17 protein-coding genes are annotated in these 18,299 nt (G+C 68.0%); 11 read left to right on the top strand and 6 right to left on the bottom strand.

Annotation, left to right across the window (positions count from 1 at the left end; translation table 11 throughout):
* Nucleotides 1-5 precede the first annotated feature (5 nt).
* Nucleotides 6-1,517: an anthranilate synthase component I gene (gene trpE / locus C5F46_RS05250; protein ID WP_107324307.1), complete on the top strand. Its 1,512-nt coding sequence runs from the start codon at nucleotides 6-8 to the stop codon at nucleotides 1,515-1,517.
* Between the two features lie 24 nt (nucleotides 1,518-1,541).
* Here the strand turns inward: trpE and C5F46_RS05245 are convergent, their stop codons facing one another.
* Nucleotides 1,542-2,807 (bottom strand): divergent polysaccharide deacetylase family protein, encoded by a 1,266-nt coding sequence (locus C5F46_RS05245; RefSeq protein ID WP_107324306.1) that lies wholly within the window; start codon nucleotides 2,805-2,807, stop codon nucleotides 1,542-1,544.
* A 158-nt stretch (nucleotides 2,808-2,965) separates the two neighbouring features.
* On the opposite strand from C5F46_RS05245, the gene C5F46_RS05240 reads away from it, so the two are divergent.
* The 6 genes from C5F46_RS05240 to lexA all read left to right on the top strand — a co-directional run bounded on the left by C5F46_RS05240 (nucleotide 2,966) and on the right by lexA (nucleotide 7,772).
* A complete protein-coding gene (locus C5F46_RS05240; protein ID WP_107324305.1) occupies nucleotides 2,966-3,562 on the top strand; it encodes an anthranilate synthase component II in 597 nt (198 codons plus the stop codon).
* Nucleotides 3,559-4,566 carry an anthranilate phosphoribosyltransferase gene (gene trpD / locus C5F46_RS05235; RefSeq protein WP_107324304.1) on the top strand — a complete coding sequence of 336 codons (1,008 nt, stop codon included), beginning with the start codon at nucleotides 3,559-3,561 and terminating at the stop codon, nucleotides 4,564-4,566. Before C5F46_RS05240 ends, trpD begins: the two co-directional genes overlap by 4 nt.
* Nucleotides 4,566-5,357, top strand: coding sequence for an indole-3-glycerol phosphate synthase TrpC (gene trpC, locus C5F46_RS05230; protein ID WP_107324303.1), 792 nt, complete (start codon nucleotides 4,566-4,568; stop codon nucleotides 5,355-5,357). Before trpD ends, trpC begins: the two co-directional genes overlap by 1 nt.
* Nucleotides 5,354-5,830: a cyclic pyranopterin monophosphate synthase MoaC gene (moaC, locus tag C5F46_RS05225; protein ID WP_107324302.1), complete on the top strand. Its 477-nt coding sequence runs from the start codon at nucleotides 5,354-5,356 to the stop codon at nucleotides 5,828-5,830. Before trpC ends, moaC begins: the two co-directional genes overlap by 4 nt.
* Nucleotides 5,827-7,008, top strand: coding sequence for a molybdopterin molybdotransferase MoeA (locus C5F46_RS05220; protein WP_107324301.1), 1,182 nt, complete (start codon nucleotides 5,827-5,829; stop codon nucleotides 7,006-7,008). Before moaC ends, C5F46_RS05220 begins: the two co-directional genes overlap by 4 nt.
* A gap of 80 nt (nucleotides 7,009-7,088) precedes the next feature.
* Nucleotides 7,089-7,772, top strand: coding sequence for a transcriptional repressor LexA (gene lexA, locus C5F46_RS05215; RefSeq protein ID WP_107324300.1), 684 nt, complete (start codon nucleotides 7,089-7,091; stop codon nucleotides 7,770-7,772).
* On the opposite strand, the gene C5F46_RS05210 is transcribed toward lexA, so the two are convergent.
* Nucleotides 7,766-9,910 (bottom strand): ComEC/Rec2 family competence protein, encoded by a 2,145-nt coding sequence (locus tag C5F46_RS05210; RefSeq protein WP_235820088.1) that lies wholly within the window; start codon nucleotides 9,908-9,910, stop codon nucleotides 7,766-7,768. The genes lexA and C5F46_RS05210 overlap by 7 nt on opposite strands.
* Before the next feature lie 80 nt (nucleotides 9,911-9,990).
* Between C5F46_RS05210 and gltX the strand changes: the two genes are divergently transcribed.
* A complete protein-coding gene (gltX, locus tag C5F46_RS05205) occupies nucleotides 9,991-11,394 on the top strand; it encodes a glutamate--tRNA ligase (RefSeq protein ID WP_107324299.1) in 1,404 nt (467 codons plus the stop codon).
* Nucleotides 11,395-11,470: 76 nt separating this feature from the next.
* Entirely contained in the window at nucleotides 11,471-12,766 is a 1,296-nt protein-coding gene (locus C5F46_RS05200; protein WP_107324298.1) for a citrate synthase, read from the top strand.
* Between the two features lie 137 nt (nucleotides 12,767-12,903).
* Here C5F46_RS05200 and C5F46_RS05195 read toward each other — a convergent pair whose 3' ends face one another.
* On the bottom strand, nucleotides 12,904-13,446 hold the full coding sequence (locus C5F46_RS05195; protein ID WP_107324297.1) for a biotin transporter BioY: 543 nt from the start codon (nucleotides 13,444-13,446) through the stop codon (nucleotides 12,904-12,906).
* Nucleotides 13,447-13,555: 109 nt separating this feature from the next.
* Between C5F46_RS05195 and C5F46_RS05190 the strand changes: the two genes are divergently transcribed.
* Nucleotides 13,556-14,224, top strand: a complete 669-nt coding sequence (locus tag C5F46_RS05190) for an SDR family NAD(P)-dependent oxidoreductase (RefSeq protein ID WP_107324296.1) — start codon at nucleotides 13,556-13,558, stop codon at nucleotides 14,222-14,224.
* Between the two features lie 68 nt (nucleotides 14,225-14,292).
* Nucleotides 14,293-15,462 carry a hypothetical protein gene (locus C5F46_RS05185; protein WP_107324295.1) on the top strand — a complete coding sequence of 390 codons (1,170 nt, stop codon included), beginning with the start codon at nucleotides 14,293-14,295 and terminating at the stop codon, nucleotides 15,460-15,462.
* A gap of 2 nt (nucleotides 15,463-15,464) precedes the next feature.
* Here the strand turns inward: C5F46_RS05185 and C5F46_RS05180 are convergent, their stop codons facing one another.
* From C5F46_RS05180 to surE, 3 genes are read right to left on the bottom strand one after another with little or no spacing between them, the layout of a single operon-like run.
* On the bottom strand, nucleotides 15,465-16,661 hold the full coding sequence (locus tag C5F46_RS05180; RefSeq protein ID WP_235820087.1) for a M23 family metallopeptidase: 1,197 nt from the start codon (nucleotides 16,659-16,661) through the stop codon (nucleotides 15,465-15,467).
* A 56-nt stretch (nucleotides 16,662-16,717) separates the two neighbouring features.
* Complete coding sequence (locus C5F46_RS05175; protein WP_107324294.1) at nucleotides 16,718-17,377, bottom strand: protein-L-isoaspartate(D-aspartate) O-methyltransferase; 660 nt, start codon at nucleotides 17,375-17,377, stop codon at nucleotides 16,718-16,720.
* Nucleotides 17,374-18,159: a 5'/3'-nucleotidase SurE gene (gene surE / locus C5F46_RS05170; RefSeq protein WP_107324293.1), complete on the bottom strand. Its 786-nt coding sequence runs from the start codon at nucleotides 18,157-18,159 to the stop codon at nucleotides 17,374-17,376. The genes C5F46_RS05175 and surE overlap by 4 nt, the downstream gene beginning before the upstream one ends.
* Between the last annotated feature and the right edge of the window lie 140 nt (nucleotides 18,160-18,299).

The raw sequence follows: 18,299 nt of genomic DNA, 5'->3' as shown, positions 1-18,299 counted from the left end.
GCCCCGTGGCCGCGCTGTCGCCATCGTTCGAGGATTTCGAGGCCGGCTGGAATGCCGGGAAAAACCAGCTTGTCTATGCCCGGCTGGCGGCCGATCTGGATACGCCGGTGTCGCTGATGCTCAAGCTGGCCGATGCCGCACCCAATTCGTTCATGCTGGAAAGCGTGACCGGGGGCGAGGTGCGGGGCCGCTATTCGGTGGTGGGGATGAAGCCCGACCTGATCTGGGACTGCCGGGGGCAGGCCGCGCGGATCAACCGAAACGCCCGGTTCGAAGACGCGTTCGAGGCCTGCGCCGGTCATCCGCTGGACAGTCTGCGCGCGCTGATCGCCGAAAGCCGGATCGACCTGCCCGAGGGCCTGCCCGCGATTTCGGCGGGCCTGTTCGGCTATCTGGGATATGACATGATCCGGCTGGTGGAACACCTGCCCAACGTCAACCCCGACCCGCTGGGCGTGCCCGATGCGGTGCTGATGCGGCCCTCGGTCGTGGCGGTGCTGGATGGGGTCAAGGGCGAGGTCACGCTCTGCGCCCCGGCATGGTCCGCCTCGGGGCTGAGCGCGCGCGCGGCCTATGCGCAGGCCGCCGAACGGGTGATGGACGCGCTGCGCGATCTGGACCGCGCGCCCTCGGTCGCCGCGCGCGATCTGGGCGAGGCGGCGCCGGTCGGCGCGGCGGTGTCGAACTTCACCAAGGACGGCTACAAGGCTGCGGTGGAAAAGGCCAAGGATTACATCCGCGCGGGCGACATCTTTCAGGTCGTGCCCAGTCAGCGCTGGGTGCAGGAATTTCGCCTGCCGCCGTTTGCGCTGTATCGCAGCCTGCGCCGCACCAACCCGTCGCCGTTTCTGTTCTTTCTGAACTTCGGGGGGTTTCAGATCGTCGGGGCCAGCCCCGAAATCCTGGTGCGGCTGCGCGGCGGCGAGGTGACGATCCGCCCGATCGCGGGCACCCGCGTCCGTGGCGCCACCCCCGAGGAGGACCGCGCACTGGAGGCCGACCTGCTGGCCGACCAGAAGGAACGCGCCGAGCATCTGATGCTGCTGGATCTTGGCCGCAACGATGTGGGGCGGGTGTCAAAGATCGGCACCGTGCGCCCGACCGAACAATTCATCATCGAACGCTACAGCCATGTGATGCATATCGTGTCGAACGTGGTGGGCGAGATTGCGCCGGGCGAAGATGCGCTGTCGGCGCTGCTGGCGGGGCTGCCTGCGGGCACCGTATCGGGCGCGCCCAAGGTGCGCGCGATGGAGATCATCGACGAGCTGGAACCCGAAAAGCGCGGTATTTATGGCGGCGGCGTGGGCTATTTCGCCGCCAATGGCGAGATGGACATGTGCATCGCCCTGCGCACCGCGGTGGTGAAGGATGGCAAGCTCTACATTCAGGCGGGCGGCGGCGTGGTCTATGACAGCGACCCCGAAGCCGAATGGCAGGAAACGGTGAACAAGTCGCGCGCGCTGCGCAAGGCGGCCGAGGATGCGGGCCTGTTCGCCCGCCGCAGCAACAGCTAAGGCGGGGCGGGTCAGGCGTCTGCCTCAGCCGCCGTCAGGCCGCATCAGCGCGGAAACCGGCGCGGGCTGTGCCCCCGCGCCCGAGGTGTCGGCCCAATCGGCCAGCGCGGCAACCGAACCGGGCCGCGTGTACAGCATCACCGCAACCTGCCGGTCGCGCCCCGCCTCAAAGGCCGCCCGATCCAGCGCACGCGCAATATCGGCCGGGCTTTCGCTGCCAGCGTCCAGCACCCGCCAGACCCGAGCCTGCGGCAGCCCCGCGCTCTCGGCCAGTTGCGCGGCCGGGTTCAGGCCGCGGTCCTGGGTGACAAGGGCCAGCCCCTCGCGCGCAAGAATCGCCGTCAGTTGCTGCGACAGGGGGCGGTTCGCCTGAATCACAGGCTCGGGCGGTTCGACCACCGCCACCGCCTCGGGAACCGCGGCGCGCCAGGCCTGAAGCGCCACCTCAAGATCAGAGGGCGTGGCGCGCGGCGGCAAGGCAGCGGCCAGAATCGCCACCTCGAAGCCCGCCGCCCGATAGGCCGCGGCGGCACGGCTGGCATCGGCGCGCAGCGGGTCGATGGCGATGGTCATCGGCAGATCCGAGGCCGTCAGCCCGCCCTGATCCAGCGCCTCGGGCAACTGCCCGTCATAAATCATCACCACCGAAACCAGCGCCTTGCCAGGGATCGGCAGGAAATCCTGTGCGTGGCGTTGCAGCGCCCCGCGGGGGGCGATCAGGCCCGTCATATCCGGGCTGGCGGCGGGGGTATCGGCGGGGGTGTCGGCCGTGGCGGGGGCGGCCCCGATCACCGGCAGCCGGTTGACCCGCACCCCCGGCACATTGCCAAAGCCGGGTGAGGGCGGGGTGCTGCGGGGAGCAGGTTCGGGGAGGTCTGTCGGCAGATCAGCGACCGGGGCCACAGGCTGCGGTTCAGAAACAGCCTCGGGTGCGACCGTTTCGGACGGCAGGCTGGCCCCCGGCCCGGTGATAACCGGCGGCAGAATGGTCAGCGGCGGCAGCGCCGAGGCGGGCGGCGCCGTCACAAGCGGCGGCAGCGGCGCCAGCGGCGGCAATGGCGCGGGCGCGGAAGGCACGGCCAGGGCTGCGGGCGCCGGGGCTGCGCCCTCCACAGGTGCGGCGGCGACCGGGACGGATGCAGCGGAGGCTGGAGCCTCCGGCTGCGCCGCAGGCAGCGACACCTCTGTCAGGCGATCGCCGGGCGGGGGCGCCATCAGCGACACCGCCGCCAATGCCAGAACCGACACCATTACCCCTGCCACAACGCCAGACCCGATGCCCTGTGCCATGTTCCCCCCAAACGTCCGTCTTCACCTGCACCCAAGCGCCGCAAACGAGGCACGACCATTGCCCTTGACCCCGGCGCCCTGCTCTGGGCATCTATACCCCGACATCAAGCCAGGTTCACCCCCCCAAAAGCCCGGCCCCTTGCAGGAATTGCAAACCCATGCTGCTTCTGATCGATAACTACGACAGCTTTACCTACAATCTCGTGCATTATTTCGGCGAATTGGGTGCCGATGTGGTGGTGCGCCGCAATGACGCGCTGAACGTGCAAGACGCCATGGGCATGGGCGCGCAGGCCATCGTGCTGTCGCCCGGCCCCTGCGACCCGGAACAGGCGGGCATCTGCCTGCCGCTGACGCTCGCCGCCGCCGAGGCGGGGCTGCCGCTGTTCGGCGTCTGCCTTGGGCACCAGACCATCGGTCAGGCCTTTGGCGGCGATGTGGTGCGCGCGGGCCAGATCGTGCATGGCAAGATGGGCCAGATCCACCACTCGGGCCAGGGCGTGTTCGCGGGCCTGCCGTCGCCGTTTCTGGCCACGCGGTATCACAGCCTGATCGTGGACCGTGCCACCCTGCCCGCCTGCCTTGAGGTCACGGCATGGCTGGAGGATGGCACGATCATGGGCCTGCGCCACCGTGACAAGCCGATTGAGGGGGTGCAGTTCCACCCGGAATCGATTGCATCGGAACATGGCCACCAGATCATCCGCAATTTCCTGACCCATGCCGGGATCGCACCGAAAGGGGCCGCCGCATGACCGATATCCGCCCGCTGATCGGCATCGCCGCCGAACGCCCGCTGACCCGCGCCGAGGCCGAGGCGGCCTTTTCGGCGCTGTTCGAGGGGGCGGCCACCCCCAGCCAGATGGGCGGCCTGCTGATGGCGCTGCGTGTGCGCGGCGAAACGGTGGAGGAAATCGCCGCTGCCGCCCGCGTGATGCGCGCCAATTGCAACCCCGTCGTGGCGCCCGAGGGCGCGATGGATATCGTCGGCACAGGCGGAGACGGCAAGGGCACGCTGAACATCTCGACCGCGGCGGCCTTTGTGGTGGCGGGCGCGGGCGTGGTGGTGGCCAAGCACGGCAACCGCAACCTGTCGTCGAAATCCGGCGCGGCGGATGCGCTGACGGCGCTGGGGCTGAATGTGATGCAGCCGCCCGAGGTGGCCGAACGCGCGTTGCGCGAGGCCGGGATCGGCTTCATGATGGCGCCGATGCACCACCCCGCGATCCGGCATGTGATGCCCACGCGGATGGAACTGGGCACCCGCACCATCTTCAACCTGCTGGGGCCTCTGACCAACCCCGCCGGGGTCAAGCGGCAGTTGAGCGGGGCGTTTTCCCGGCACTGGCTGCGCCCGATGGCCGAGGTGCTGGGCGCGCTCGGGTCAGATCGGGCGTGGCTGGTGCATGGCTCGGACGGCACGGATGAGCTGTCGATCGCGGGCCTGTCGTGGGTGGCCGCGTTGGAGGGAGGCGCGGTGCGCGAATTCGAGCTTCACCCCGAGGATGCGGGCCTGCCCGTGCATCCGTTCGAGGCGATCGTGGGCGGCGAGCCGGCAGAGAATGCGGCAGCCTTCCGCGCGCTGCTGGAGGGGGCGCAGGGCGCCTACCGCGATGCGGTGCTGCTGAACGCCGCCGCAGCGCTGGTGGTGGCCGAGGCGGCGGGCGATCTGAAGGCGGGCGTCGCGCTGGCGCGCGAGAGCATCGACAGCGGCGCCGCCAAGGCCAAGCTGGCGGCACTGGCGCAGGTGACCGGCTGATGAACATTCTCGACCGCATCAAGGCCTACAAGCTGGACGAAATCGCCGCCGCCAAGGCCGCACGCCCGCTGTCTGCGCTGGAGTCCGAGGCCCGCGCCGCCGCCCCGGTGCGCGGCTTTGCCGCCGCGCTGGCACACAAGGTCGCCGACACCGGCTATGGTCTGATCGCCGAGATCAAGAAGGCCAGCCCCTCGAAAGGCTTGATCCGCCCCGATTTCGACCCGCCCACCCTGGCCCGTGCCTATCAGGCCGGCGGCGCGGCCTGCCTGTCGGTGCTGACCGACGGCCCCAGCTTTCAGGGCGCGCCCGACTACCTGACCGCCGCGCGCGCCGCCTGCACCCTGCCCGCGCTGCGCAAGGATTTCCTCTATGATACATATCAGGTCGCCGAGGCCCGCGCATGGGGCGCCGACTGCATCCTGATCATCATGGCCTCGGTCGAGGACGGCCTTGCCGCCGAACTGGAAGACGCCGCGACGGGCTGGGGCATGGATGTGCTGATCGAGGTGCACGACCGCGCGGAACTGGAGCGCGCGCTTCGGCTGCGGTCTCCGTTGATCGGGGTGAACAATCGCAATCTCAAGACCTTCGATGTCACACTTGATGTGACGCGCGAACTTGCGCCGCACCTGCCCGCAGGCCGCGATCTGGTCTGCGAAAGCGGTCTTTTCACCCCCGCCGATCTGGCTGCCATGGCCGAGGTCGGCGCCCGCCGCTTCCTGATCGGCGAGGCCCTGATGCGGCAGGCCGATGTGACCGCCGCCACAGCCGCGATCCTGGCCCGGCCATGACCCTGACGCATTTCGACGAGGCGGGCCGCGCGCAGATGGTCGATGTTTCGGCCAAGGCCGCCACGACCCGCATCGCCGTGGCCGAAGGCTGTGTGGTGATGGCGCCCGAAACGCTGGCGCTGGTAACGGCCGGCACGGCGCAAAAGGGCGATGTGATGGGGGTTGCGCGGCTGGCGGGCATCATGGGGGCCAAGCGCACCGCCGATCTGATCCCGCTGTGTCACCCGCTGGCGCTGTCGAAGGTCGCGCTGGACCTGACGCCCGACCCCGCCCTGCCCGGCCTGCGCATCACCGCCACCGTCGCCACCACCGGCCCCACCGGCGTCGAGATGGAGGCACTGACCGCTGTCAGCCTGGCCGCGCTGACGGTGTATGACATGCTGAAAGCCGCGGAAAAATCCATGCGGATCGAGGGGATACGCCTTTTGCGCAAAGAGGGCGGCAAATCGGGCACCTATGAGGCGGCGCCGTGATTTCCGTCGATCAGGCGCTGGCGCAGGTGCTGGCCCTCGCCCGCCCCACGGGGCCGGAAACGGTTGATCTGCGCGCCGCCCTTGGCCGGGTTCTGGCTGCGCCCGCGGTGGCCGCGCTGACCCAGCCGCCGTTCGACGCCGCCGCGATGGATGGCTATGCGATCTGCGCCGATGACAACCGCCCCGGCGCGATGCTGACCGTGGTGGGCGAGGCCGCCGCCGGGCGCGGCCACGCGGGCGCGCTGACCCCAGGACAGGCGCTGCGCATCTTTACCGGCGCCCCGGTGCCTGCGGGCGCGGGCGTGGTGGTGCTGCAAGAACATGTCACGCGCACCGGCGCCACCATCACCCTGCCGCCCATACCCGAGGCGCACAGCAACATCCGCCCCGCCGGGCAGGATTTTCGGCTGGGCGAGACGCTTGCCCCGCCTTTGCGTCTGACCGCCCGGCACTTGGGCCTGCTGGCCGCGATGAACGTGCCGCAGGTGACCGTGGCGCGTCGCCCGGTGGTGGCGCTTCTGGCCACCGGGGATGAGTTGGTGATGCCCGGTGAGGTGCCGGGGCCGGGGCAGATTGTCAGCTCCAACAGCTTTCTGCTGGCCGCCATGGCCGAGGAGGCGGGCGCCGATGTGCGGATGCTGCCCATCGCACGCGACACTGACGCCAGCCTGCGCTTTGCGCTGGGGTTGGCCGAAGGCGCCGATCTGATCGTGACATCGGGCGGGGCGTCTGTGGGCGAGCATGATCTGGTGGCCAGGATCGCGGCGCAGATGGGGCTTGATCTGGCCTTCCATCGCATCGCCATGCGCCCCGGCAAGCCACTGATGGCCGGGCGCATGGGGTCTGCGGCATTTCTGGGTCTGCCGGGCAACCCGGTTTCGGCCTTTGCCTGCGCGCATCTGTTTCTGCGCCCGATGCTGGCGGCAATGCAGGGCCTGCCGGACGCCAGCCCGACCCTTCGTGCCGAACTGGCTGAGGCGGTCGGGCCCACCGGGCCGCGGCGCAGCTTTCTGCGCGCGCAACTGGCCCCCGGCGCCGCGCTGCCGCGCATCACGCCTTGCCGCAATCAGGATTCGGCGCTGGTTTCCGTGCTGGCCACGGCTGACGCCCTGCTGATCCGCCCCGAGGGCGACGGGCCGCGCGCGGCGGGCGAGATCGTGGATTATCTGTTGATCTGAGCCGAATCCGTTGACACGAAACGGGAACGCTGGCAGAACTTAAGGCGAACACGCACCTGATCCGGGCCGGAGATTGCCACATGCTGACGCGCAAACAGTTGGAGTTGCTGGATTTCATCCAGAAACGGGTGGCACGGGATGGGGTTCCTCCGTCTTTTGACGAAATGAAGGATGCGCTGGACCTGCGGTCGAAATCTGGCATCCACCGGCTGATCACGGCGCTGGAAGAACGCGGTTTCATCCGGCGTCTGGCGCACCGCGCCCGCGCCATCGAGATTGTGAAACTGCCCGAGGCGATGGACCGCGCCGGGTTTTCACCCAAGGTAATTGCGGGCGACCGCAAAGATCCGCCGCACAGCGCCCGCCCGGTCGAGGTGGCGGCAATGGAACTGCCGGTGATGGGGCGTATTGCCGCGGGTGTGCCGATCGAGGCGATTTCCGAAATTTCGCACCATGTCGCGGTGCCGGGCAGCATGCTGTCGGGGCGCGGTCAGCATTACGCGCTGGAGGTGCGGGGCGATTCGATGATCGAGGCGGGGATCAACGATGGCGATATCGTGGTGATCCGCGAACAGGACAGCGCCGACAATGGCGACATCGTCGTGGCCCTTGTCGAGGGGCAGGAGGCGACGCTGAAACGCTTTCGTCGCAAGGGCGGCATGATCGCGCTGGAGGCCGCCAACCCGGCCTATGAAACCCGCCTGCTGCGCGAAGATCAGGTGAAGGTGCAGGGCCGTCTGGTGGGGCTGATCCGCAGCTATTGACCGGCAGGCACTGCCCGGCGCCCCTTTGGCCCCGCGCCAGACCAAAGCCTGGTGCCGGCCACCTCTGCCGCGCGGGTGATCACAAGCGCCCCTGTCGCATCGGCATCGATGGCCAGCGCCCCGGTCTGACGCAATATGGTCTGGTCAACCCAAAGGCAATCCTCCGGCGGCTTTGGCGCGGCGGCAGCCAGCACCACCACCGCACCCTCCCGGCAGGCGTCAGGCGCTTTTTCTGCGGCGGCCTTGCCCGTCAGATGCAGCAGCCTGCGGCCCGCCAACTCTGCCTCCCGCCCCCCCCGTTGGCCGGAAAACCCGGCCCGCGCCGCAGCCGTTTCGGGGCGGGCGGTGTCGCCGTCCGCCTCCAGCCAGCTTTCGGCGACAAAGCCCGCCCCGGTCTTTGACAGGGCGCGGCCCGCGGGCGTCATCAGCCCGACCAATTCGCCCTCGGGCGCGATCAGCAGCGCGGGCCGCGCGGCACCGACCCAAAGCGCCGCCGCCAGTGCCAGCATCAGCCCGCCCGCGCTGCGCGCAACCCCGCGCCCAAGCGTCGCCACCGACGCCCCCCCGGCCAACAGTGGCAGCACGGCAGCGGGCGGGGCGGGCACGGCCAGAACCGCCCCCTCCAGCGCCGCGACCTGCTCGGCCACAAGGATCATCCAGGCAGTGCCTTGCTGCATCACCCACAGCGCAGGCGCCGCCAGCCCGAAGGGCGACAGCAGCGCCGCGATCACCCCGGCGGGCATCACCAGCATGCCCATCACCGGCACCGCCAGCAGATTGGCCAGCAAGCCATATTCCGGCATCCGGTTGAAATGCGCGGCGGCAATCGGCGCCGTCACCAACCCCGCCGCCAGCGAGGTGACCAACAGCATCGCCACCGGCTTCAACAGCACTGGCAGGCGGTGTTCGACGGCACTCCAGGGTCCATAGATCAGGATCAGCGCGACGGTCGCGCCGAACGACATCTGAAACCCCGGCTCGGTCAGGCTTTCGGGTTCTGCGACCAGCAGGATCAGCGCGGCCAGCGCCACCGTGCGCAAGCTGATCGCGCGGCGGTCCACCAGCACCGCCAACAGCATCACCGCGGCCATCACATAGGCGCGTTCGGTCGCCACATTTGGCCCGGCCAGCCAGAGATAGACAGTGGCCGCGACCAGAGCGGCAGCGGCGGCGATCTTTTTCACGGGCCAGCGCAGCGCCAGATTGCCCGTCGCCGCCAGCCCATAACGCAGCGCGGCAAAGACAAACCCCGCCAGCATCCCCATATGCAGCCCCGAAATCGAGATGATGTGATAGAGATTTGAGGCCCGCATCGCCTCATTGGTGGCCTCGGCAATGCCCGATCGGTCCCCCGTCATCAGCGCCGCGGCGACTGCGCCGGGCTGGCCGGGGATGCGCGTCTGAATCGCCGCCGAGAGCCGCATCCGCGCCCGATGCCCCGCCAGCGCCCAGTCGTCGGGGTCGGGCGGGGCCAGCACCATCACCGGCGCGCGGGCATAGCCCACCGCCCCCAACCCGGAAAACCACGCCTGGCGGCGAAAATCATAGGCCCCCGGCGCGGCTGGCCCGGCGGGCGGCGCCAGATGCCCGGTCAGCATCACCCGCAGCCCCGGTTCGGGCAAGAGGTGGCTTTGGTCGCCATGCAGCGCCACGCGCACCGTCTTGGGGGTGCGCGCGGGTACCATCCGTTCCAGCACGACCTGATCGAGCGTCAGGCGAATCCGGTCGGTGCCGGATCGATCGATCGAGATGATGCGCCCCTCCACCGGGCCGTAATAGCGAAAGCCGAGCACCGGGGCCGCCACCTGATGCGCCCGCGCCCCCGCCAGCAACAGCCCCGCCGCCACCACCGCCACCGCGGCGGCAGGCAGTTGCACCACCTCGGGGCCGCGCGACCACAGCACCGCCCCGATCAGCACCAGCGCCGCAGCCCCGGCATAGACCGCCGGCCCCGGTTCGGTGAGCCGCGCGAAATAACCGCCGATCCCCAGCGCCAGCAGCACCGGTAGCCACAGAAACAGATCACCCCGCGCCCGCGCCAGCGCGCCCAACGGGTCGGCCAGCCCGTCAAACGGCGCCCGCAGCCAACCGGGCCACCGGGATTGTGCGAGCGTCGGGGGCTGCGCGGCGCCTGCCACTTCTTGTTTCTCCGCCCGTTCCTGCCTATGGATCGCGCCAAAGCCTATGCGGCTGATGGTTTCCAAAAGGTTAACATGCCATGACCCAAGCCCCCGTCGTCACCCGTTTCGCGCCCTCGCCCACCGGCTATCTGCACATCGGCGGCGCGCGCACGGCGCTGTTCAACTGGCTTTATGCCCGCGGCCGGGGTGGCAAGTTCCTGCTGCGGATCGAGGATACAGACCGCGAACGTTCCACCCCGGAGGCGACGGCGGCGATCCTGAAGGGACTGACCTGGCTGGGGCTGGACTGGGACGGCGAGGCGGTGAGCCAGTTTGCCGGACGCGCCCGCCATGCCGAGGTGGCGCATCAGATGCTGGCCCGCGGCAACGCCTACAAATGCTTTGCCACCCAAGAGGAGATCGCGGCGTTCCGGGCCACAGCCGAGGCCGCAAAGCGCTCGACCCTCTATCAAAGCCCGTGGCGCGAGGCCGACCCGGCCAGCCAGCCCGATGCGCCCTTTGTGATCCGCCTGAAGGCGCCGCGCACCGGCGCCACGGTGATCGCGGATGAGGTGCAAGGCGAGGTGCGCTTTGGCAACGACCAACTGGATGACATGGTGCTGCTGCGGTCGGACGGCACCCCCACATACATGCTGGCGGTTGTGGTCGATGACCATGACATGGGGGTGACCCATGTGATCCGCGGCGACGACCATCTGACCAATGCCGCGCGGCAGGTGCAGATCTATCACGCGATGGGTTGGGATGTGCCGGTGTTCGCGCATATCCCGCTGATCCACGGCCCTGACGGCAAGAAGCTGTCCAAGCGCCACGGCGCGGTCGGGCTGGAGGAATATCAGGCGATGGGCTATCCCGCTGCCGGGATGCGCAACTATCTGGCGCGTCTGGGCTGGAGCCATGGCGACGACGAGTTCTTTACCGATGCGCAGGCGCGCGAGTGGTTCGACCTGTCGGGAATCGGGCGGGCGCCTGCGCGGCTGGATTTCAAGAAGCTGGAAAACCTCTGCGGCCAGCATATCGCAGTGTCCGAGGACGCCGCGCTTTTGCCTGAAATTGAGGCATATCTTGAGGCCGCCCAGAAGCCCGCACTGACCGATGCACAACGCGCGGGCCTTGCGCGCGGGCTTTATTGCCTGAAAGAACGCGCCAAGACATTCCCGGAGCTTATTGAAAAGGCGCACTTTATTCTGACCGATCGACCGCTTGCGCTGGAGCCGAAGGCCGAGGCCGTGCTGGATACTGTATCCCGTGGTATACTGCGTGAATTGACGCCGCATCTGCAAAATGTTAGCTGGACGCGTGAGGACCTTGAGGCAACGGTCGCCACCACCGCCGAGGCGCATGGCATCGGGCTTGGCAAGATCGCCGGGCCGTTGCGCGCGGCTCTGGCGGGGCGAACGGTCACCCCCAGCGTCTTCGACATGATGCTGACGCTTGGGCGCGAGGAAACGCTGGCCCGGCTTGCCGATCAGGCGGGCTGACCTGCGGGCCATCGCCCGCCCCCGCCGTCACAACCCCGGTGCGGCCCCGCATCGGGTTCAGGGAAAGGGACATCGAATGGCCACAAAACACACCACCGCCACGCTGACGATTGACGGCAAAAGCCTTGATCTGCCGGTTCTGCACCCGACGATCGGGCCGGATGTCGTTGACATCCGCAAGCTTTATGCCGAAGGCGACGTGTTCACCTTCGACCCCGGCTTTACCTCGACGGCGGCCTGTGAATCGGCCATCACCTATATCGACGGCGACAAGGGCGACCTGCTCTATCGTGGCTATCCGATCGAACAACTGGCCGAGAAATCACACTACCTTGAGGTCTGCTATCTGCTGATGAACGGCGAACTGCCGAGCCGCCTGCAGATGGAGGATTTCGAGCGCCGCATCACCCGCCACACGATGCTGCACGAACAGATCCACTACTTCTTCCGCGGGTTCCGCCGTGACAGCCACCCGATGGCCACGATGGTGGGCGTGGTGGGCGCGATGTCTGCATTCTACCACGACAGCCTTGACATCAACGACCCGAGCCAGCGTGAAATCGCCGCGATGCGGATGATCGCCAAACTGCCGACGATTGCGGCGATGGCCTATAAATATTCGCTGGGCCAGCCCTTCGTCTATCCGCGCAATGATCTGGATTACGCCGCAAACTTCCTGCACATGTGCTTTTCGGTTCCGGCAGAGCCGTATCATGTCGATCCGATCCTGGCGCGGGCGATGGATCTGATCTTTACCCTGCATGCCGACCACGAACAGAACGCCTCCACTTCGACGGTGCGTCTGGCGGGATCTTCGGGCGCGAACCCGTTTGCCTGTATCGCGGCCGGGATCGCCTGCCTCTGGGGGCCGGCGCATGGCGGCGCCAACCAGGCCTGTCTGGAAATGCTGCGCGAAATCGGCACCGTGGACCGAATCCCCGAATATATCGCCCGCGCCAAGGACAAGACCGACCCATTCCGCCTGATGGGCTTTGGCCATCGCGTCTACAAAAACTTCGACCCGCGCGCCAAAGTGCTGAAAAAGGCCGCGGACGACGTTCTGGGGCTGTTGGGGATCGGCGACAACGAAACGCTGAAAGTCGCGAAGGAGCTGGAGCGGATCGCGCTGGAAGACCCGTATTTCGTGGACAAGAAACTGTACCCGAACGTCGATTTCTACTCGGGCATCATTCTTGAGGCGATGGGCTTCCCGACCGCGATGTTCACGCCGATCTTTGCTCTGTCGCGTACCGTGGGCTGGATTTCGCAGTGGCGAGAGATGCTGAACGACAAGAACCAGAAGATCGGTCGCCCGCGGCAATTGTATATCGGCGCGCCGATGCGCGACTATGTCCCGGTCGAGGCGCGCTGAGGCCTGACCAGACCGCAAAAGGGCCGGAGGGAAACCCCCGGCCCTTTTGCGTGCCCGGTTTGCATGTCGGCGGGCGAGCATGGAAAAACCGGGGCCAAGACCCCGGTTTTTGCTAGATCAGACGTGAACGGTCGTGATCAGCGACGCGCCAGCGTCGCCCAGGCACCCGACACCACCATCGCCGCGATCACCGATTTCACCATGTCGCCCGCGAGGAAGGGCAGCATCCCCTTTTCGATCGCGCCGGTCATGCTCAGGCCCGTCACCGCATCCAGCCACAGAACGCCGGGCACATACAACACCAGCGACGCGACCACAGCACCCGCCAGCGCGGGCACAAAGCGGCGCGCGCCGAAATCGGCGGCCAGCCCGACCAGCGCCACCATCGGCAGGAAGCCCAGCACAAAGCCCATGGTCGGCCCGCCGAACACCGAACCCGGCGCCAGCACCGGCAGACCCGCCGCCGCCTGCGCAATATAAAGCGCAACCGCCGCCATCCCCGCGCGCGCGCCCATCGTCAGCCCCACCATCAGAACAGCGAGCGTCGTCAGCGTCATCGGAACCGGGAACATCGGCACCGAAACCTTGGCGGCGATGGCGATAACGGCACTTGCGCCCAGAACCAGCGCCGCGCGGGCAGCCAGCGAACGGGTCGGCATCAGAGCCTTGGAAAGCGTCATGTCAGGGCCTTTCGAGAGGGGGTCACATTGCTGTGCAATTTCGCCGCGCAGGGGGCAGATGTCAACGCTTCCCCTTGCAGCACGGCTGCCAGAGTGCAAAACGACGCGCATGAGCGATGAACAGACCCCCCCGAAGAAGATTGCCCTTGTCACCGGCGCCTCGCGCGGGCTGGGCACCGCCATGGCCGAGGCGCTGGCCGAAGCCGGATGGCATGTGATGGCCGTCGCCCGGACCACGGGCGGGCTGGAAGACCTTGACGACCGCATTCAGGCCAAGGGTGGCAGCGCCTCGCTGGCGCCGATGGATATCACCGACAAGGGCGCGATGCAGCATCTGGCGGCCTCGGTCGGCGCGCGCTGGGGCGGTGTGCAGCTTTGGGTGCATACCGCGATCTTTGCCTGTCAGTTGACCCCCGCGGGCCATATCGACGACGAAGACATGGAGAAATCCATCACCACCAACATCACCGCCACCGCGCATCTGATCGGGCTGATCGAACCCTTGCTGAAGGCCGGCAACGGCACCGCCATGTTCTTTGACGACGACCGCGCCGGGCAGAAATTCTTTGGCGCCTATGGCGCGACCAAGGCTGCGCAGATAGCGCTCGCGCGCAGCTGGCAGGCCGAAAACGTCAAGATCGGCCCGCGCGTCATCATCGAGCGCCCGGCCCCGATGCCCACCGCCACCCGCGCCCGGTTTTTCCCCGGCGAAGATCGCAAGGTCTTGGTCAGCCCGCATGACGAGGCGGCGCGGATCATCGCGGGGCTTGCCCTCTGACGCCAGCCGGGGCTTGCCTCTGGCGCAGGTTTGACTTTTAAAGGCCCGGTTCAGACTGGGCCTTTCTCATGACCATAGCCGACGCCCTGCCCCGCCGCCCGACTCGCATCGACCTTGTGGCACTGTGCCTTGCTGCGTTGTCGGCGCTGATCCTCGGGCGGCAGCTCGGGCTTGACTATCTGGTCGGGGGCGATGCCTTCCGTCAGGGTGACTGGCTGATCCACGCCGATGCAGGCCCGGTGCGGCGGGGGCTGTTCGGCTCGGCGCTGCTGCGGGTCGCCGATGCGCTGGGGCTGGACCCGCTGGCTGCGGTGGTGGCGTTGCAGGGGCTGCTGCTGGGTGTAATCGCACTGGCGCTGGCGCCCGTGGTCTGGCGGCTGACGCGGGCGCCAGAGTGGTGGCTGCTGTTTCTCTCGCCCGCTTTCATCCCGCTGTTCTGGGGCGCCGACCCGATCGGAAGCCTGCGCAAAGAGGTTATCGCCTTTGCCGCTTTTGCGCTGTTGCTGCCCGGATTTCTGGCCTCGGTGGGCGCGCGCGGCCTGATTGCGCTTTCGGTGCTGCTGTTCGCGCTTGCGCTGACCGGGCATGAGGCGCTGATCCTGCTGAGCCCGGCCTATGCGGGGCTGTTGTGGCTGGCATCAGGCCACGCCGGGCTGTCGCGCGGCCTGCGGCTGGGGCTGATCGCTACCCTTGCGCTCGCCGGGATGGCAGCCGCCGGCTACACCGTCGCCTTTGCTCAGGCCGAGCCGGGGGCGATCTGTGCGGCGCTTCTTGAGCGGGGACTGGGCGCGCAGTTCTGCGGGGGCGCGATCGGGTATCTGGAACATACCGGCGCCGAGGCCGCCCCAGAGATGTCGGCGCAGCTTGCGGGCAGCGGCGCCCTGATGAGCCTTGTTGCCTGGGCGTTGGCCGCAGCGCCGGTGCTGTATCTGGTCTCGCGCCATAGCGGCGCGGGGTGGGTGGTGGCGCTGTTTGCGCTGACGGTCCTGTCGGTCGCGCCGCTGTTCGCCGTCGCGGCAGACTGGGGGCGCTGGGTCCAGTTGCAGATGGTCAGCTTTGGCTGCCTGCTTGCCGGGCTTGCACTGTCGGGCCGGATCGTGCCGGTGCGGCAGGCCAGCCCGCGGCTGATCCTGATCGTTCTTGTGCTTGGCGCACTCTGGTCGCCGCGGCATCATTCGGGCATCGAGGAAGGCGGGCTTGCCAAGCAGCTTGTCTATGCGGCGACTGAGGCGCGCTGAGCCTATTGCAGGAACGGCATCGGATCGACGCTTTCAAAGCCCTCGCGAACCTCGAAATGCAGGAAACCCGGATCACCCGCGCGCACCTTGGCAATGGCATCGCCGCGGCCGACGCGGGCGCCCTTGGCCACAGTGATCGCGTCGATGTTGGCGTAAACCGTCAGCAAGTTGTTGTCGTGCCGGATCACGAGGATCGGCACCTGTTCGGTATCCTTGGTAATCGCTGCAACAGTGCCCGCGGCGGCGGCCTTGACCACGGTTCCGGGCTTGGCGGAGATGTCGATCCCGTCGTTTTTCTTTTTCACATAGGGCCGGATGATCGGCCCCGAAACCGGCATCTGCATCCGCGCGGTGTTGGTGGCCGCGGTGCGGTTGGCGCCCATGTCCGCGGCAGGCGGCGTCTTGACGGCGGCGGCCGCGGGGGGCGGGGTTTCGGCGGGCAGCGGCTTGGCGGCCGAGGGCGGCGTCGGCGTGGGCGAGCCCTGCCCCGGCGCGGTGGTGACGGGGGCGGTGCTGCCGGGGGCCGCGGCGGTCCGGGTCGTCTCGGCCACCGGGATCATCAGGAACTGACCTTCGCGCACGCTCAGATCGGCGGGCAGGCCGTTCCAGTCGGCCAGGGCGCGCGGGCTGACGTTGTAATAGCGCGCGATGGAATAGGCGGTTTCGCCGCGGGCGACCTTGTGGCGGATCGGCTCGGCGGCCTTGGGCGCCACGGGCGCGGCGGCAGCAGTGGCCGCGGGCTTGGCACCGGCCTGCGCCCGGTCGATCGCGCCTGATGCCAACGTGGTCACGTCGATCCGCTCGCCGCCCACGGCGGCACTGGGCGGGGCCACCGGTTCAGACACGCGGCGCGGCAGCGCGAGGATTTCGCCCTTGCCCAGCCGGGTGTCGGGCGACAGCGCGTTATAGCGCGCCACCTCGCCGGGATTGGCGCCGACCCGCGTTGCCACGGTTGCGACCGTATCGCCCGCCTGCGCCACCGCGACCTGATAATTGGGGTATGAAATCACACCCCGCGCATCGGGCGCGGGCCGGGCCGCCGTGGCCTGACGTGCCGCAGCGGCAGTATCAAAGCCGATGCCCGAATAGCCGCGCAGATCGGCATCGAAATTTCCATTGCCGATGCAGCCAGACAAAGCCAGCGCCGAAGCCCCCAAGAGCAGCACCGGACGCAGGGAAGACATGGAAAAAGACATCATCAGCTCGAATCCTCATCTGTGGCAGGCCCTGTTGACCGGACCCTTGGGGGGCGGGGCTAGTCGTCGCTCAACCCCTCGACCAGCGGCACAAAGCGCACCGGCCGCAATTCGTCATAGTCATAGCCGCCCTCGTGGCGGGTCACGCGGATCAGGCTTTGCACCGTGTCGGACTGGCCGACCGGAAGAACCATGATACCGCCGATCTTCAACTGCGCCAATAGGGGGCCGGGCGGGTCTTCGGCGGCGGCTGTCACGACGATCCGGTCAAAGGGCGCGTGATCGGGCAGGCCAAAGCTGCCATCGGCGGCAAAGGCAGTGATGTTTGACAAACCCAGTGCAGAAAACACCGCCTCCGCCTCGCGCACCAGCCGCCGGTGCCGGTCTACCGAATAAACGCGCCGCGCAAGACAGGCCAGAACCGCCGCCTGATAACCCGAGCCGGTGCCCACCTCGAGCACCTTGTCGCGCGGCCCGACCTGGGCGGCCTGCGTCATCAGCCCCACCACCGAGGGCTGCGAAATGGTCTGGCCGCAGGCGATGGGCAAAGGCATGTCCTCATAGGCGCGTTCGGCAAACAGGCCGCGCACGAACAGGCCGCGGTCGATCCGCTCCATTACCGACAGCACGCGCGCATCGGTCACGCCTTTGGACCGCAGGGCAAAGAGAAACCGCATCTTGCGTTCGGCAATACCGCCCTCGCCCGGCCCGTCGGTCATGCCAGACGCGCCTCCAGATCGGCCAGAACATCATGCGCGGTCAGATCGGCGCGCATCGGCGTGATCGAGATATAACCCTCAAGGTTTGCGGCCGCATCGGTGCCCGGCGCCGTGGGCGCATGCTGCGGCCCGCCAGTGATCCACAAAAACTTGCGCCCCGAGGGCGAGATATGGGGTTCCACGCCAAAGAAGGTGTCGGTGCGATAGCCCTGCGCCACCGCCTTCATGCCCTTGACATTGGCCGCGGCCACGGGCGGAAAATTGACGTTGTAAAACAGTCGGTAATCGCCCCCGTCCCAGCGCCCGCGGTCCAGCAGCGCGCGCACCACCGCCACCCCGTGATGGCGCGCGGCCTCGAACGGGTCGGCCAGATCGTCGGTTTCGGGGCCAAGGAACTGGCTCAGCGCAATCGCCGGCACGCCCTGAAGGGCGGCCTCCATCGCGCCGCCCACGGTGCCGGAATACAGCGCATTCTCGGCCGAGTTGTTGCCCCGGTTCACCCCCGACAGCACCAGATCCGGCCGCGCGCCCTGCAACACGTCATAAATGCCCGCCAGCACGCAATCGGCCGGGCTGCCCTCGGCGGCATAGCGGCGCGGTTCCAGCCGCGCAATCATCATCGGGTGAGTGTAGCTGATGCAATGGCCCACACCCGATTGTTCAAAGGCGGGCGCCACCGTCCAGACCTCGCCGCTTTCGCCCGCGATGGCGTGGGCGATGGCGGTCAGCACCTCCAGCCCCGGCGCGTTGATCCCATCGTCGTTCGTTATCAGAATGCGCACGTCACGTCCCTTTCCCGCTTCTTCCCTGCTTAGCCCGCTGCCCCCAAACCGTAAAGCGATTGCGCGCCCGCAAACAAAGATCAAAGCTCCGCAGTGCAAGGCTGCGCCGGTTTCCCCTTGACCTTGCCCCCGCGCCTGTC

This window comes from Phaeovulum veldkampii DSM 11550 (assembly GCF_003034995.1).
GTDB classification, from domain to species: Bacteria; Pseudomonadota; Alphaproteobacteria; order Rhodobacterales; family Rhodobacteraceae; genus Phaeovulum; species Phaeovulum veldkampii.
The sequence above is the reverse complement of the archived record's forward strand: the minus strand, read 5'-3'. Positions and strand labels throughout refer to the sequence as shown.